14 protein-coding genes and 1 pseudogene are annotated in these 15,654 nt (G+C 71.3%); 12 read left to right on the top strand and 3 right to left on the bottom strand.

Annotated elements, in window-relative coordinates; all coding sequences use genetic code 11:
• The first annotated feature begins 31 nt into the window (after positions 1-31).
• From ACLJQE_RS33810 to ACLJQE_RS33800, 3 genes are read left to right on the top strand one after another with little or no spacing between them, the layout of a single operon-like run.
• Positions 32-1,036, top strand: a complete 1,005-nt coding sequence (locus ACLJQE_RS33810) for a TauD/TfdA family dioxygenase (protein WP_410643601.1) — start codon at positions 32-34, stop codon at positions 1,034-1,036.
• The gene (locus ACLJQE_RS33805) at positions 1,033-2,778 is read left to right on the top strand and encodes an amino acid adenylation domain-containing protein (RefSeq protein ID WP_410643600.1); all 1,746 of its coding nucleotides are present in this window, start codon (positions 1,033-1,035) and stop codon (positions 2,776-2,778) included. Before ACLJQE_RS33810 ends, ACLJQE_RS33805 begins: the two co-directional genes overlap by 4 nt.
• The gene (locus tag ACLJQE_RS33800) at positions 2,775-3,755 is read left to right on the top strand and encodes a TauD/TfdA family dioxygenase (protein ID WP_410643599.1); all 981 of its coding nucleotides are present in this window, start codon (positions 2,775-2,777) and stop codon (positions 3,753-3,755) included. Before ACLJQE_RS33805 ends, ACLJQE_RS33800 begins: the two co-directional genes overlap by 4 nt.
• 64 nt (positions 3,756-3,819) lie before the next feature.
• On the opposite strand, the gene ACLJQE_RS33795 is transcribed toward ACLJQE_RS33800, so the two are convergent.
• Positions 3,820-4,680 carry an AfsR/SARP family transcriptional regulator gene (locus ACLJQE_RS33795; RefSeq protein ID WP_410643598.1) on the bottom strand — a complete coding sequence of 287 codons (861 nt, stop codon included), beginning with the start codon at positions 4,678-4,680 and terminating at the stop codon, positions 3,820-3,822.
• Between the two features lie 299 nt (positions 4,681-4,979).
• Here ACLJQE_RS33795 and ACLJQE_RS33790 point away from each other — a divergent pair, with 299 nt between their 5' ends.
• From ACLJQE_RS33790 to ACLJQE_RS33755, 8 genes and pseudogenes are all read left to right on the top strand, one after another.
• Positions 4,980-5,324 carry a hypothetical protein gene (locus tag ACLJQE_RS33790; RefSeq protein ID WP_410643597.1) on the top strand — a complete coding sequence of 115 codons (345 nt, stop codon included), beginning with the start codon at positions 4,980-4,982 and terminating at the stop codon, positions 5,322-5,324.
• A gap of 543 nt (positions 5,325-5,867) precedes the next feature.
• Positions 5,868-6,041, top strand: a pseudogene (locus ACLJQE_RS33785) (integrase core domain-containing protein); the annotation flags it as partial.
• A gap of 365 nt (positions 6,042-6,406) precedes the next feature.
• On the top strand, positions 6,407-7,525 hold the full coding sequence (locus tag ACLJQE_RS33780) for a ThiF family adenylyltransferase (RefSeq protein WP_410643596.1): 1,119 nt from the start codon (positions 6,407-6,409) through the stop codon (positions 7,523-7,525).
• Positions 7,526-7,778: 253 nt separating this feature from the next.
• Positions 7,779-9,920, top strand: coding sequence for an HAD-IC family P-type ATPase (locus ACLJQE_RS33775; RefSeq protein ID WP_410643595.1), 2,142 nt, complete (start codon positions 7,779-7,781; stop codon positions 9,918-9,920).
• The gene (locus ACLJQE_RS33770; RefSeq protein WP_410643594.1) at positions 9,917-10,183 is read left to right on the top strand and encodes a hypothetical protein; all 267 of its coding nucleotides are present in this window, start codon (positions 9,917-9,919) and stop codon (positions 10,181-10,183) included. Before ACLJQE_RS33775 ends, ACLJQE_RS33770 begins: the two co-directional genes overlap by 4 nt.
• A complete protein-coding gene (locus ACLJQE_RS33765) occupies positions 10,180-10,557 on the top strand; it encodes a hypothetical protein (RefSeq protein ID WP_410643593.1) in 378 nt (125 codons plus the stop codon). Before ACLJQE_RS33770 ends, ACLJQE_RS33765 begins: the two co-directional genes overlap by 4 nt.
• 97 nt (positions 10,558-10,654) lie before the next feature.
• On the top strand, positions 10,655-11,593 hold the full coding sequence (locus ACLJQE_RS33760; RefSeq protein ID WP_410643592.1) for an AAA family ATPase: 939 nt from the start codon (positions 10,655-10,657) through the stop codon (positions 11,591-11,593).
• A gap of 2 nt (positions 11,594-11,595) precedes the next feature.
• Positions 11,596-12,615 (top strand): Acg family FMN-binding oxidoreductase, encoded by a 1,020-nt coding sequence (locus ACLJQE_RS33755; protein ID WP_410643591.1) that lies wholly within the window; start codon positions 11,596-11,598, stop codon positions 12,613-12,615.
• 224 nt (positions 12,616-12,839) lie between these two features.
• Here ACLJQE_RS33755 and ACLJQE_RS33750 read toward each other — a convergent pair whose 3' ends face one another.
• Both ACLJQE_RS33750 and ACLJQE_RS33745 read right to left on the bottom strand, forming a co-directional pair.
• Positions 12,840-13,826 carry an Acg family FMN-binding oxidoreductase gene (locus ACLJQE_RS33750; RefSeq protein ID WP_410643590.1) on the bottom strand — a complete coding sequence of 329 codons (987 nt, stop codon included), beginning with the start codon at positions 13,824-13,826 and terminating at the stop codon, positions 12,840-12,842.
• Between the two features lie 216 nt (positions 13,827-14,042).
• Complete coding sequence (locus tag ACLJQE_RS33745) at positions 14,043-15,032, bottom strand: Acg family FMN-binding oxidoreductase (protein ID WP_410643589.1); 990 nt, start codon at positions 15,030-15,032, stop codon at positions 14,043-14,045.
• 403 nt (positions 15,033-15,435) lie between these two features.
• On the opposite strand from ACLJQE_RS33745, the gene ACLJQE_RS33740 reads away from it, so the two are divergent.
• Positions 15,436-15,627 (top strand): hypothetical protein, encoded by a 192-nt coding sequence (locus ACLJQE_RS33740; protein ID WP_410643588.1) that lies wholly within the window; start codon positions 15,436-15,438, stop codon positions 15,625-15,627.
• The last annotated feature ends 27 nt before the right edge of the window (positions 15,628-15,654 follow it).

Below are 15,654 nucleotides of genomic sequence, written 5' to 3'. Positions count from 1 at the left end.
CCCCACCCCCACCCCCGCCGGACGGAGAGCCATGATTGCCGACACCACGGTCCGGACGACCGGCGACCACCTGCTGGACCTGGACCAGGCAGAACGCGACGAACTGAGCCGGCTGGCCACCACTCTCGCCACCCGGTCGAGCCGCCGGATCGACGACCCGGAGTGGCTCGGCCACGCCCGGGAGCTCTGCGGCCTGCTGCCGCTCCGGCTGCGCACCACGCTGCGCCGCTTCACCTCGCACCCCGGAGCCGAGGCGATGCTGCTCGTCCGGGGCCTGCCCGTCGTCCCGGCGGAACTGCCGCCCACGCCCTCGGCCGGGGGTTCCGTGCAGCGGACGGCGAGCGTGCCGGCGACGGCGCTCGTCCTCCTCGGGGCGGCCATGGGCGAGCCGGTGGCGTTCCGGGAGGAGAAGTCCGGCGCGCTCGTCCAGGACGTCGTGCCGGTACCCGGGCAGGAACGCGTCCAGGGCAACTCGGGTTCGGTCCAGCTCACCATGCACGTGGAGAACGCCTTCCACGCGCACCGCCCGGACTTCGTCGGCCTGATGTGCCTGCGCAACGACCACGACAACACCGCGGGCCTGCGCATCGCCTCCATCCGCAACGCCCTGCCGCTGCTGGCTCCCGCGCACCGGTCGATCCTGCACGAACCCCGGTTCGTCACCGCGGCCCCGCAGTCGTTCGACCGGGGCGGCGGCGCCGAGACCCCGCACGGGGTGCTGGCCGGGGCCGCCGAGGACCCGGACGTCCGCGTCGACTTCGGCAACACCACCGCCACGGATCCGGCGGCGGCCGCCGCCCTCGCGGAGCTGGAACGGGCGTTCGACGCCGTGACCCGCACGCTGATCCTCGCGCCGGGCGACCTCGCCTGGGTGGACAACCGGCTGGCCCTGCACGGCCGCACGTCCTTCGCACCCCGCTACGACGGCGGCGACCGCTGGCTCCAGCGGGTCTTCGTGCAGCTGGACTTCCGCCGGTCCCGCGCGGTCCGGCCCCAGGACGGCCAGGTCGTCACGACCGTGCGGGCCACGCGATGACCGCGCACCGGAGGCTGATCGCCGGCCGCCACGAGGACGTCACGGCCAGGGTCGCCCGCGTGCTGGGCCGGACCGGCCACCGAGCGGACGTCGTGACGCACGACCGGCACACCGAGATCACCGTGGAGACCACCGACGAACCGGCCGCGAAGCGGCTCCTCGACCTCGTGGAGGAGGAGCTGTCCCCGCGTGCCTGGCGGGAGTGGCCTGCCAACGACACCGACCGGGCACCCGCTCGGGCCGGGACGGTCGTGCACCAGTTCCTCGAGCAGGCCGGGCGGACGCCGGAGGCCGTGCTGCTGACCGGTCCGGAGGGCGATGTCACCTACGCCGAACTGGCCGGGATGGCGAGCACGGTCGCGGGCGAGCTGCGGGACCGGGGCGTCACGGCGGGTTCGGCCGTCGGCCTGCTGGCCGGGCGGACGGTCGCGGGCCTGGCGGGCCTGTGGGGCGTGCTGCTGGCCGGCGCGGCTTACCTTCCCCTGGACCCGACCCAGCCACCGGCACGGCTCGCCGCACTCGCCGCCGACGCCGGGGTGTCGGCCTGCCTGGCCGAACGTGCCCACGCCGGGACGGTGCCGGGCGCGATCGCCCTCGAAACCGTCCTGGCCCGGCACAGCTCCGGCACCCCGGCCGTGACAACCGGCGCGCAGGACCCGGCGTACCTGATCTACACCTCGGGGTCGACCGGACGGCCGAAGTGCGTCGAGGTGACGCACGGGAACCTGAGCACCTTCACCGACTGGGCGATCCGGGTGTACGGCGTCCACCCGGGCACCCGGTTCCCGCTGTTCACCTCGCTCGCGTTCGACCTGTCCAACACCGCCGTCTTCCTGCCCGCGCTCACCGGCGGGTCCGTCGCGCTCGTGCCCGGCGAGCTGGATCACCTCGTGCTCCGGAACATGCTGGCCAGGTCGGGCTCCACCGCGCTGAAGCTGACCCCGACCCACCTCGACCTGATCGGCAGGCTCGGCCTGCGGGCCGAGGGCTACGAGGCGGTGATCGCCGGGGGCGAGCTGCTCCGGGGCGACGTCGCCCACCGGGCTCAGCGTGCCTTCGGCGCCGGGTGCCGGATCTTCAACGAGTACGGCCCCACCGAGACGACCGTCGGCTGCATGACACGGTTGTTCGACCCGGACCGCGACTCCGAGCACACGTCCGTGCCGATCGGCGTCCCCACCGACAACACGCGGATCCACCTGCTGGACGAGGCCGGGCGCTTCGTCCAGCCAGGCGCGGTGGGCGAGATCCACATCGCCGGCGCGCAGGTGGCCACGGGCTACCGCGGCGAACCGGAACTGACCCGGGACCGGTTCGTTCAGCTGGCCGACGGGACCCGCGCGTACCGCAGCGGCGACCTCGCGCGCCTGCTGCCCTCCGGCGAGCTCGAGTCGGCCGGCCGCGACGACGAGCAGCTGAAGATCAACGGCTACCGGATCGAGCCCGCCGAGATCGCGCACGCGCTGGAGCAGCACCCCGCCGTCGTCCACGCGCACGCGATGGGCGTCGCCCGGGCGGCGACCGGCGGCAAGGCGCTGGCCGCGTTCGCGGTACTGGCCGAACCGGTCGAGCCGGAGGAGCTGCTGGACCACCTGCGTCAGCTCCTGCCGGGGTACCAGGTGCCGTCGACCGTCCTCGTCCTCCCCGAGCTGCCCACCACCCACAACGGCAAGATCGACGGTCATGCCCTGGCCGCGCTCGCCACGCTCGCCGCCGAGAGCAGCCGGGGAGCGGCCCGGTGATCCGCGTCCCGAACCCGGTGAGCGTGCCGTCGTCGGCGGGCGAAGCCTTCCGGGCCGCCGTCGCGGACCGGGTGGCCCGCGGGGCGACCGGCGACACTGTCCTGCGCGAGCCGTCGTGGCGGCTGCCGGACGCGCTGGCGGCTGCCTTGCGGGACAGCGCCGCCCTTCCCGCCGGTGCCGGCTGGCGAGTCCTGCGCGGGGCGCTCGGCGGCCTGCCCGAGCCCGGGCCCACGCCGCGCCGGTGGTCGGAAGCCGACGCCACCGAAACGGCAGGCCACGACGTGGCACTCGCGTTGCTCGCGAGCGTCCTCGGCCGGCCGTTCGGCTGGGCGCACCAGCAGGCGGGCAGGCTCGTGCACAACATCCTGCCCAGCCCGGAAAGCGCCACCGGCCAGGTCGGCGCGAGCAGCTCGGTGCCGCTGGAATGGCACACCGAGGACGCGTTCCACCCCGAGCGCGCCGACTTCCTGATCCTGGCGTGCGTACGCAACCCGGACCGGGTCGGCACCCGGCTGGCGTCCGTCCGCGAACTCGGCCTGCCCGCCCACGACGTCGAAAGGCTGCAGCGCCCCGCGCTGGCCATCACCCCCGACGACTCCTACGGCGAGTGGCAGAATCCGGCCGCCGTGATCGGCATGCCGACGGTCTGGCACCGCGCGGACGGCCTGTGCGTGCGCTACGACCCGTCGTACTCCAATCCGATCGGCGACGACCGGGAGTTCGCCGCGGCGTACGGCGAGCTCGCGGCCGGGTTCGAGCGGTGCGGGTTCGAGGTACCCCTCAGTCCCGGAGACGTCGTCATCGTGGACAACGACGTGATGGTGCACGGCCGGGTGGCGTTCTCCGCCCGGTACGACGGAACGGACCGCTGGCTGAAACGCATCCTGGTGCGGTCGCCACGGCAACGTCACCCCGCGGAAAACGCCGAACACGGCTACAGCCAGCGGATCATCGCACCCGACGGCACCGAAACCTGAGCCGTGGGCCTGGAAGACCACCGTCGTCCAGGCCCACGGGCCGGCTTTGCCGCAGCTGTACGGTTCAGGACACGCGTGTCGCCGCTTCAGGCCACGAGAGGGTACGGCCGCACGCGCAGAACGCCGGCCTCACGACCGCGTCGCCACCACGCGCGGCAACCGGTGCCGACGTGTGCAGCAGCCCCGGGTCGTGCGTCAGGATGCGCTGCTGGAGTTCCCTCGTCACGGGGCCGGGCTCCACACCGACCTGCTCCACCAGTTCGCAACGCAGGGAGTGGAAAACCGCGAGCGCGGCGGCGGGCTGCCCCGACCGGTAAAGCGCCGCCATCAGCTGGGCGTGCAGGCCCTCGTGCGTTCGGTGCTCGGAGGTCAGCGCCCGGAGCTCGGCCAAGGCGCCGGGCTTTCCGAGCGCGAGTTCCAGTTCGATTTTCTCGCTGAACACTTCGAGCCTGCTCTCGTTGAGCCGGGCGGCGTGCATCCGCGCGAACGGACCCCGCGCGCTCGCCAGCGCAGGACCGCGCCACAGCCGGATCGCCCGTTGGAATTCGGCGACCGCACGCTCGAAATCGCCGTTGCCCGCAGCCGCTCGCGCGCTGTCGACGTGCTCGGTGAACGACGTGACGTCGCATTCACCAGCCTGCACGGTCAACGAATACCCGCCCCCGTTCTTCAGCAGCCGCCGCCCACCGCCGAATTCGATGGATTCAAGCGACCTGCGCAGTCTCAACACGGAAGCGCGCACAGCGTCCGCAGGCCCCGAAAGCGCCTCTTCCCCCCAGACGGCAGTGGCCAGTTCGGCGGTGGAAAGACCGCGCCGGGGCGTCAGCAGCAACGCCGCGACCAGGGCACTCTGTCGAGTACCCCCCAGGCTGATCACCCCACCCTCGCCGTGCACCTCAACAGATCCCAGCATCAGGAACTGCATTGAAACCCCCAAGTTCGAGCTTGCTCAAGTCCGCCGACCAAAGTTGATCACGGTCAGCAAACGGGAGATTACTGTCGGGCCCCCCTTGGAGCAAGCCCCGAGAACCCGGCCGAAGCCTGCGCGGCTTCCCGGGCCGGAGCACTTGCCGCTCTTCCACACTGGCCCCCTTCCACCACCCCGACCTTGGACAGCACGGGCCTGTGCAGGAGATACCAAAAGGCGGCTACAAGCCGGCAAAAGCAGCTGGGCGACGAGAGTGACGTCCGCCACCCGGGCGACCGAAGCCCCGCTCGCCGGCGATGATCACTCTGCGTACCGGGAACGGCTCGTGCTGCGAACTGACCGCACCCGCCACCCAGCTTCTTGAGCACTTTGCGGACGTCGTTGTCGTCCCAAGTGGACGGAGGATCTTCGTGTACCGCCACGAACAGGAGAAACCGACCTCACGCCGCGGGCTTCTGCGCACGCACCGCGACGACATCACCGAGCTGCATGAGCCGGCCCGCTCCCGGATGATCGAGGTCGGGCACGAAGACCTGGACGACGTTGTCCAGGGTGGACAACGTGAGGCGCCGGACCTGACCCGCACCGTGATCTTCGGGCTCGTCGCCCTCAGCCTCTTCTGCGGTTTTTCTGGTATGTAACGGACCTAGCGGATGCGGTTCCAAAAATCCCCGCCGTATAGGGCGTTATACAGTTAAAGTGTGATCATTACCAAGGCTGGCGATCGGCTCCACGGCCGCCATTGCCGCCAGACAACGGACGTATACTCCCCCGTTCGGACTGGCGGTCCGCGCTCGCCTCACTCCCCCAGCCACGATGGCAGTACAGACCCAATTACGGGGCGATCACAGCACTCCCCCACGCTTGACGGCCGGCATCAGGAGGCAGGAGTCCGGTCAGGACAACAGGATCTCGTCGGGTACTTCTCAGCGAGATCCTGTCCGGCGTCGAATAGGTGACCGGTTGCGTCGCGCAACATCAGCTTCCCCTGAACTCGTTGCGGTCTCCGATGAACGAGGAACCGCCGCGCGTGCCAGATACCGGGATGAGTAGCAGCGCATGCACGTCTTCGGAGGCTAGTTGTTCTGTCTTGGAGGTTGCGATCGTGGGGACACGTGATCGGATGATCTTGCTGTCACGCTAACGCACCCCTGACCCCGACCGGGAGACTGCGGCTGGCCTGCAACCGCACCCTGCTCGACGAATGGGCTTACGCCCAGCCCTACCGCACCGAAACCGAACGCCGCCAAGCCCTCCCCGGCTGGCTGAACACCTACAATCACCACCGCGGCCACACCGCACTCAACGGCAAACCACCCGCCAGCCGCGTCCCCAATCTCACAGGTCAATACAACTAGCGCGGTGAGCCAGGTCGGCAGGTGTCACTCTGGTCGTCGCGGAGTACCGGACGTATGGCCGCGGCTGCTCTGGGCAGTCCCCGAGACGTGGTGCAGCGACTCCTCGACAGCATCTCGGCGGAGGAACATCGTCCGCTGCGACGGTGTCGGCCCCGAGCTGCTCATCGTGGAGTTCGACCGCCGATGCGTGTACCGTTCATCCTGAGTCGTCATTTGGGGAGGACGTCGTGACCGACGAAATCGTGCTGGAACCACTCACCGACCGCATCGCTGTGGCCGCCGACCAAGGCATATTCGACTGGCCGCTGGTCGCCGAGGAACACCAGGACGCCTGACCGAACGCGACTGGAACCTGATCAGTGGGCTTGGCGAAGCCCAGGCTCAAGCCCTCGCACCCGGTGATCCGCACCGCTGCCGGTGACATCGTCATCGGCAAGCTCGCGCGCAACTCCTATGTGGTGCGTGATGCGCCGCAGGCCTTCGTGGACCTGCTGCAGCTCCTTGACGGTTCGCGCACGACAGCGCAGCTCGCCGAGGCGCTGCGGGCAGACGAGGACCAGGTGCGTCGGCTCGTCGAGCGGCTGGCCGAGGCGGGGCTGCTGGATGACGGTGTCGGCGCGTCCACGTTGAGCGGGGTCGAACTGGAGCGGTACGACCGTCAGTTGCTCCAGTTCTCCGCGTACGAACGGGATTCGCTGCCCGGGTTCGCCTACCAGGAACGCCTGCGCGCCCAACGCGTGTGCCTGCTCGGCATGGGCGGCTGGGGATCGTGGCTGGCGCTGAACCTCGCGCTGACCGGTTTCGGCACGTTGCGTCTCGTCGACGGCGACCGGGTCGAACTGTCCAATCTCGGCCGGCAGGTGCTCTACGACGCCTCCTCCGTGGGCCGGCTCAAGGTGACGGCGGCGCGCGACGCCCTGCGGCGGATCAACCCCCATGTCGACATCGAGGAAGTGCCGGAGTTCGTCCGCCCTGACCGGGTGCAGGTCGAACGAGTGCTGGCCGACGCGACGCTGGTCTGCCTCTGCTGGAGCGATGGCGCGCATTTCGTCCCCGGTACGGCTGGGGAGATCGTTCACGACGTGGCGGTGCAGTTGCACATCCCGGTGCTGGAGATCGCGGCGGATCCGTTCGACGTCACCGTCGGACCGCTGTATCCGAACGACGGTACCGGGCCGTGCTTCCGATGTGTGCGGCCACAGCTCCAGACCCTGTGGTGGGGGGCGAGCACGACCACCTCGGAGCTGCGCAAAGCACAGATGAGCGTGTCACCTTTGCGGCGCACCGAGAACGCGCAAAACGCGCCCTCCCTGTCCGCGATGGCAGGGCTCGCGGTGAACGACCTCATGGCCTTCGCGACCGGATACGCCGAACCGGCACTGCTGGGACGACGGTTCGGTGTCGCGCTACGCACCCTCGAGACGAGAATCGACGAGTTCGAGTCCCGGCCGGGCTGCTGCGACACAACGGTTGGTCCCCGCTGACGAACACTGGTGGACGTTTTCGGCGGGTAGGGCGGGCGTGCTCCGCGGGGACGCCGGTCCGGGTATCCCGGCCGGGCGACTCGCCGACGCCACCACCGCCCGAGGTGTGCGAGGTCTTCGGTCCGCGGCCGCGGAGCAGTTCGGCCCTGTGCCGGGCAACGTGATCACCGGACAATCGGGGATGAAACGTTCGCCACGGCCATCGATGGGACAAGATCATGCGAGTGCCGACACCTGTCCGGCCGGGTGCCTCGTGATCGACACCGTCGTCCGGACACCGGCGTACGCGCTCGGGACGGCCGAGGCGGTCACCCTGCTCGGGACCGACGGGAAAGCCGGCCTGACCAGAGCCGAGGCCACCGCTCGGAACGTCCACAACGGACTTAACGTGCTGCCGACCGGCCGTCCCACCAGTGCGCTCGGCCGGTTCTTCCGCCAGTTCAAGGATCCGCTCGTCTACGTCCTGCTCGCCTCCGCCGCCGTGACCTTGAGCCTCGGCCAGCTGGTCGACTCGAGCGTCATCTTCGCCGTGGTGCTGCTCAACGCGGTCGTCGGGCTGCTCCAGGAATCGCGGGCCGAGCACGCGCTCGCCGCGCTGGCCGGCATGGTGGCCACCGAAGTCCGGGTGGTGCGCGACGGTGTTCCGGTCCGGCTGCGAGCGGAAGAGCTGGCCGTCGGGGATCTCGTTCTCCTCCGCGCCGGGGACAAGGTCGCGGCGGACTCCCTGCTGCTTTCGGCGCAAGAGCTGCAGATCGACGAATCCGCGCTGACCGGTGAGGCCGCGCCCGTCACGAAGGTGCCCGGCGCGCTCCCCCGGGCCACCGCGCTCGCCGATCGGCGGAACACCGCGCACGCCGGCACCGTGGTGACGCGGGGCGAGGGCACGGCCGTCGTCGTGGCGATCGGCGCCGCCACCGAACTGGGCCTGATCAACCAGCTCATGACCGCCACCGGCGTGCCGGTCACGCCGCTGACCCGCAAACTGGCCGGGTTCAGCCGCCGGCTCTCCGTCGGCATCGTCGCGCTGGCGGGCGTCCTGTTCGGGATCGGCCTGCTGCGGGGCTACCGCGCCGGGGAGATGTTCACCGCGGCGGTGACGATGGCGGTCGGGGCGATCCCGGAAGGCCTGCCGGCCGCGGTGTCGATCGTCCTGGCCATCGGCGTCGTCCGGATGGCCCGGCGCGGCGCGATCGTCCGGCGGCTGCCGTCGGTGGAAACCCTCGGCAGCACCACGGTCGTCTGCACCGACAAGACCGGCACCCTCACCACCAACCGGATGACGGTCACCACCGTGGTCGCCGGCGGCCGCACCCACGAGTGGACCGGCGGCGACCCGCTCCCGCCTGCGCTACGGGAGTGCCTGCTCATCGGGGTCCTCTGCAACGAGGCACAACCCGCCGGCGGCACGACCGCGGCGACCGGCGATCCGACCGAAACCGCCCTCCTCACCGCCGCGGGGGAAGCCGGGCTGGACGTCGGCGCGGAACGGTCGGCCCGGCCGCGCGTCGACGTGCTGCCCTTCGAGTCCGGGCGGAACCTGATGGCCACCGTGCACCGGACCGCCGACGGCCGGCTGGCCGGATACCTCAAGGGAGCTCCCGAAAAGGTTCTCGCCCTGTGCCACGACCAGCTGCGCGAGGACGGGACCGCCGAACCGCTCGCGGCGGGCCAACGGGAGACCGCGGAAGCCCTCGCCCGCCGCGGACTGCGGGTACTGGCCTTCGCGACGTTCACCCCGGCGCGCGAAGCCGCCTTTCCGGCGGGCACCCCTCCGGACGGGCTGACCCTCGTCGGCTTCCAGGCCATGCACGACCCACCCCGCCCGGCCGCGGTGGCCGCCGTCGCCGCGTGCCGAGGAGCCGGGATCGCCGTCACCGCGGACGACGCCCTCGCCGGCGTGGACGTGTTCGCCCGCGTTTCCCCGGAGCAGAAACTGCGGCTGGTCACCCTCCTGCAGGAGCGCGGCAACGTGGTCGCGATGACCGGTGACGGGGTGAACGACGCCCCCGCGCTGCGCAAGGCCGACATCGGGGTCGCGATGGGCCGCAGCGGAACCGAAGTCGCCAAAGAAGCTGCCGACATGGTCCTGGCCAACGACGACTTCGCGCGACGTGACGTGCTCCGGACGTTCCTGCGCACCGACGACGACGTGCAGTCCGACGTCGACCACACCGTGTTCGACGAAGCCCTGCACGCCAACCGCAACAACGTCCGCGCGAGCGTCGAGCACGGCGTGGTCCTGCTGACCGGCCGGCTCGAGTACGAAGCCGACGTGGCCACGGCGGAACGTATGACCCGTGCCGTTGCCGGCGTGGTGGACGTCCGCAACCGGATGGACTTCGTTTGGACCGGCCAAGGTGCGCACAGTACGGCGACGACGTCGCAGCCGAGGTGATCGCCGACTCCGGCCACCTCTCGCCCGAAGCGATCCGCCGCCGCCGACCGGAAACCCGCGCACGCGCCAAACGCGCCGGCGGAGCACTCACCACCATCAGGCTCCTTCACACCCTCGTCTGGTTGTCCGTCGAATCGTGCATGGCCTATCTGCTGTACGCGGGGTTCGCGAAGCGGAGCGACCGGCGCGCCGCGATCGCCGGAGCCGCGGTCATCACCGAATGCACGGTGTTCGTCCTGCACTTCAGGAACCTCCGCCGGTGAGCGAGCCAGTCCTCGGCGATCGGTACATGGCCGATTCCTCGCCCGCTTGGGCCGGTGTGCACGAAACCCACATCGGCGTGGTCTTCCTCGTCGGAGACCTCGCCTACAAGCTCAAGAAGCCGGTCGACCTGGGCTTCCTCGACTTCTCCGCCCGCGAGACCCGCGAACGAGCCTGCCGCCGCGAGGTGGAACTCAACCGGCGGCCGGCACCGGACGTCTACCTCGGCGTCTCCGACGTCACCGGGCCCGACGGCTCGGTGTGCGACCACCTCGTCGTCATGCGACGCATGCCCGAGGACCGCCGCCTCTCCACCCTGGTCCGCCAGAGCGCGCCCCTGGCCGTGACGATCCGGCAGCTTCCTCGCCGGCCGTGAGGCGCTGTTCGACCGGCGGATCGCCGAAGGGCGCGTCGTCGACGGGCACGGTGACCTGCTCGCCGACGACATCTTCTGCCTCGACGACGGCCCGCGCGTGCTCGACTGCCTGGAGTTCGACGACCACCTCCGGCACGTCGACGTCCTCGACGACGTCGCCTTCCTCGCGATGGACCTCGAACGGCTCGGTTCCCCGGAACTGGCCGAAGAACTCGTCGCCGACTACCGCGAGTTCGCCGGCGATCCCGCTCCCCCGGCGCTGCTGCACCACTACCTCGCGTACCGGGCGTTCGTCCCGGTCAAGGTCGCCTGCCTGCGCGCCGCGCAGGGTGACGCGGAGGCCGCCGAACTCGCCAGTGCCTACGCCGGCGTCGCGCTGCGGCACCTGCGGCTCGGCCGCGTCCGGCTGATCCTCGTCGGCGGCGCGCCCGGCACGGGCAAGTCCACGATCGCCGGCGGCCTGGCCGACTGGCTCGGCGCCACTCTCTTGCAGTCGGATCGGCTGCGCAAGGAACTGGCCGGGCCGGCGCCGGTGCGACTGCCCGCCGAGGGCTACCGGCAGGGCCTCTACGACAGTGCCCACACGGACTCGACCTACACCGAACTCTCCCGTCGCGCCGGGAAACTGCTGGCATTCGGCGAAACGGCCGTCTTGGACGCGTCCTGGTCCGCGGCCCGGCACCGCCGGCTCGCCGCTGAGGTGGCCGAGGTGGCGAGCAGCCCGGTGCTGGCCGTGCGCTGTGAGGTGTCGGAAGCCGCGGCGAAGGAACGCATCGCGGCTCGAACGGCCACCCTGTCGGATGCCACGCCGGAGATCGCGCACCGGATGACCGAAGACGCCGACCCGTGGCCCGAAGCGCACCCACTGGGCACCGGCGGGACTCCGCGGGAGTCGATCGCGCTGGCGGTGGCGTGCTTGGTACCCGGACACCGAAAGTCCCCGGCCCAGAGGCATTCCGGCCCTCCCGGCGAGAGCGCCCCCAGTGCGAAGGTCGAGCCGTCAGGAGAACTCCACACCGATCGCGAAGCAGGCTGATGATGGACCGAGGACTCTCGGACGACTACACCGTCAAGACCGCGGTGGCCATGGCGATCCGCGCCCCGTCCGTGCACAACTCCCAGCCCTGGTGCTGGCGGATCGGCCACAGCTCCCTGCACCTGTACGCCGACCACGACCGGCAGCTGGCGGAGACCGACCCGGACGGCCGGGATCTGCTGCTCAGCTGCGGCGCCGCGCTGCACCACCTCCGGATGAGCCTGGCCGCGCTCGGCTGGGCCGCCGACGTGCACCGGTTCCCGAACCCGGACGAACCCGACCACCTCGCGGCCATCACCCTGCACCAGCACGAACCGTCGCAGGACCAGGTCGCGATGGCCGCGGCGATCCCGCGGCGGCGCACCGACCGGCGTCGTCTCAGCTCGTGGACAGTGCCCGGCGGACACATCGAGGCGATGGCCAAGGCCGCGTCTTCGGAGGGCACCGTGCTGCAGGTGGCCGAGAACAAGGCCCGCCACCACCTGGCGACCGCGATCGACGAAGCGTCCCGACGCCACGCCGAAGACCCCGCTTACCGCACCGAACTCGAGGCATGGAGCGGGCGCCACTTCGCCCCCGACGGCGTCCCGGCTCACAACTCCCCGACGCCGGACGACACTCCGGGCGCGCTGCGGGCCCGGGCGTTCGCCGACCCGCTCCTGACCCAGCCGGCCGGCGCCAAGGCCGAGGACGACGAGACCGTCCTGCTGGTGCTGAGCACCGCCTCCGACGACCGGATGTCGCGGCTGCGCCCGGGCGAGGCGACCAGCGCGGTCCTGCTGACCGCCACCGCTTTCGGCCTGTCCTCCTGCCCGTTCACCGAGCCGCTGGAGATCGCCGACGTCCGCGAGTCCGTCACCGAGAACGTGACCGGCGGTTCGCACCCGCAGATGGTGCTTCGCATCGGCTGGGCGCCGGCCAACGCCGACCCGCTCCTCACGACTCCGCGGCGCGACCTCGCCGACGTCCTGCAACCGCTGGAAGCGCCGCCGAAGAACCACTTCCGCTACCAGAGCCATTAGGGACCGAGCGGTGTCGAGATCGGCCAGCGTCGGAGGGCCCGTCGCGCTGCTCATGGGCGAACGGCTCGAGCGCGGCCGGCCGTGACGGCCGTCATGACCGAACCCAGTCGGCGACGGCCCGTCATCTCGACCTCGTTCACAGCCGCGGTCCCGGGTGGTACGAGCCCTCCGGCTCCGCGGTGGCGGCGATGCGCGCAGGCCGCGCCCTCGGCGCGAGATGTCGCTCAGCCGGCCGGCACGTCCGGCCTGGCGCGGTGGGTCAGCACGTCGGCGACCGCGCGCCGGGCCGTCAGCCGCGTCGGGTAGCCGTAGCCGATGCGCAGCAGCGTGTGTGGCTGGCCCAGCCCGGTGAAGATTCGGTCCAGCGATTCCCGGGTCCGAGGCGTCTCGAACGGCTGTGACAGGAATGACGTCGCGAGGCCCTCGGCTGTCGCGGTCAGCAGCACCCGCTGCATCGCCATGCCGGCCCGGACTTCCGCGTGCGGACCCCGGTCCCGGGTGAGCACCGCCGCGAGGAGCGGCTGCTGCTCGTACTCGCGGGTCGGCAGAGCGGCGTCTTCGTGCGACGCGCGCAACGTGACCACGCCGTGGTGGTCCGGGGGCGGTCCGGCCGCCGTCTTCGGCACCCCGTCGGGGCTCTCCGGCGGGCGATGGGTCCAGAAGGCGGTTTCCGTCTGGAACGCCAGGTCGTCCTCTTGCATCACCTCGGCCTGCCGGACCAGGGACGCCACCGTCGAGTACCGGCCCGACGCGTCGAGGTACTCGACCTGTCCGCCCTCCGCCAAAGCCGCGGACTTCAGCGCGGCGCGCACTCCCGGTCGCACTTCCTTGTCCAGGAACGGACGGCGGTTGGTGTGCCGCCGGAACACGGCCTCCGCGAGCCGGCGCTCGATCTGGGCGGCTTTCCGGTTCCCGTCGAGGCGGATCACCGCCACCAGGTCAGGCTGGGCCTGGTCAGGCAGTATTCGCACCACCACAGCGAGGTCATGGGACCGCAAGCTGATGGCCAGGTTGAACGCGGCCGCGCCACAAGCCAGGTGGGCTTCGCGCCGGTGGGGGTCGGCCACGGACAGGACGCGCTCCCGGTCCAGCCAGATCTCGATCACGTCCCCGTCCACGACGAACCGCCAGGGCTGGGTGTTGTGCGGCGACGGCGCGCGCACGGCCGCGGCGAAGGCCTGGTCGAACACGGTCGGATGCGGTCGGCTCATCGGTGGCTCCGGGCTCGGGGATGACGATCCCCTTCAGCATCACCGCGTGGCCGGGACCGGGACGACGGTCGCGTGTCACGAACCGAGGTGACAAAAGGCCCACGATCAGAGCAGCACGCGCTCCCCCGCCGGGGGCACGACCGCGTACCAGCCTGCTTCGGCGGGCCCGAGTACGTCCGAAGGGCTTTCCGGAGCCCTTGATCTCGAGCGCAGCGGTCATCGGGCTCCTCCCCGGTGTCCGTCGGGGAACAGCTCGCCGAGGGGCAGCCTCGGCGAGGGAGCCGCAGGGACCTCGGGATAGCCGAAGCGGAAGATCGCCTGCGGCACCCCCGGCAGGACCAGCTCCGACACCAGCCGGGCGCGGAATCCGGTCAGGTGCAGGGGCTGGGTGATCACCGACGCTACGAGGGCTTTCGCCGTCGCGGTCAGCCAGACACGCTGCAGCGCTGTCCCGGCGGCCAGGTGTTCGGCCCGGGTGTCGCCGGCGGTGCAGACGACCAGTAGGTTCTCCGCGGCCAGCCGGTCGGTGAGCACGGCGTCGTCGGGCACCGGGGTGTCGGTGCGCACCAGCCCGGCGACCGGCAGGGCTTCAGCGCTCAGCGCGTCCTCGGGGATGCCGTACCCGGCCGCCGACGGGCCTGTGGTGTGGGCGGTCCACATCGCGAGCTCACGCTGGTAGCCACGGTCTTCGCGGAGCACCCGGGTGGCGAAGCCGAGCAGCTGGGCGAACTTGTCCAGATGCGCGGGCACCACCAGATGCACACCGGTCATCTCCCCGGCGGCGGCCAGCGCCGTGTGCACTGCTGCCGCCACCCGGCTGTGGGAGAACTCGTGCCGGTGACTGCGGCGGCGGCCGATGGCATGGTAGAGCGCGAAGTCCCGGTCGGAGACCGCACGCGGACGGCCGATGGTCACCGTGGCCACGGCGTCTTCGTCGTCCCGGAACTCGACGTGGCAGTCCCGCCCGAGCACGCGCACGGCGAGTTCGAGGTTGGTGAGCGCGGCGCCGCAGGACATCATCCGGTCTCGGCCGAACGGGTCCTGCCGTCGCAGCGAAACGCTGCGCCGTTCCAGCAGATCCACCTCGGTGCCGCGGACGAGCAACTGCCACGGCTGGCTGTTGTGCACCGAGGGCGCCCGGCTCACCGCGCGGGCGAGCGTGCCGATCTGCTGGTAGGTCAGTGGTGCCGGTGCCACGGCGGTCATCGCGGTCCCTCCCGTACGCGGAACCGGGCGCTCCGCCTGAGTCATCGTGAGCCCTCGCCGGGTGCCGGCAACGGAGCACAAAGTCCCCGGCTGCGGCGGAATTCGGCCTCTACCGGCGTTCCGGTGGATGGCGCACGACCGCGGTGACATCGAGGAGAAAAGCAGGAGCCGCCATGAATTCGCCACGTCCGCACACGGGCCGGGTCATCGTCGTCGGGACGGACGGGTCGCCCCGCGGCGAAGCGGCCTTGAGGTGGGCACTCGAAGTCCGCGCGCACGCCGGAGACGTCGTCCGGGCTATCCTCGTCCGGCCCGGGACACCCTGGTGCCTGGCGGGCGGCTTCGCGGGCGGTCAGGCCGGTGACACCGGGCGGCGAAGCCGACCAGGAGCACGGCCTGCGGGATGCCGGGCAGCGCCGACTTCTCGACGTACCGGGGTCGCTCGGCGGGCGACCGCATCGGCAGGACCCGCGAGGAGAAGCCGCGGCTCGCCGCGGCGAGGCGGGTCGGTCAGCAGGAGCTCGTCCGTCCGGACCTCCGTGACGCAGCGATTCGGGCCGAGTCGCACCAGCGCGTCGGCGAGCACCGTCCGTGACGACCGGTCCCAGCGGAACTCCAGCGA

The organism is Amycolatopsis sp. lyj-346, from assembly GCF_046548975.1.
In the GTDB taxonomy this organism is placed as follows: Bacteria; Actinomycetota; Actinomycetes; order Mycobacteriales; family Pseudonocardiaceae; genus Amycolatopsis.
Note: the sequence above shows the minus strand (reverse complement) of the source record. Positions and strands in the feature narration are given on the sequence as shown.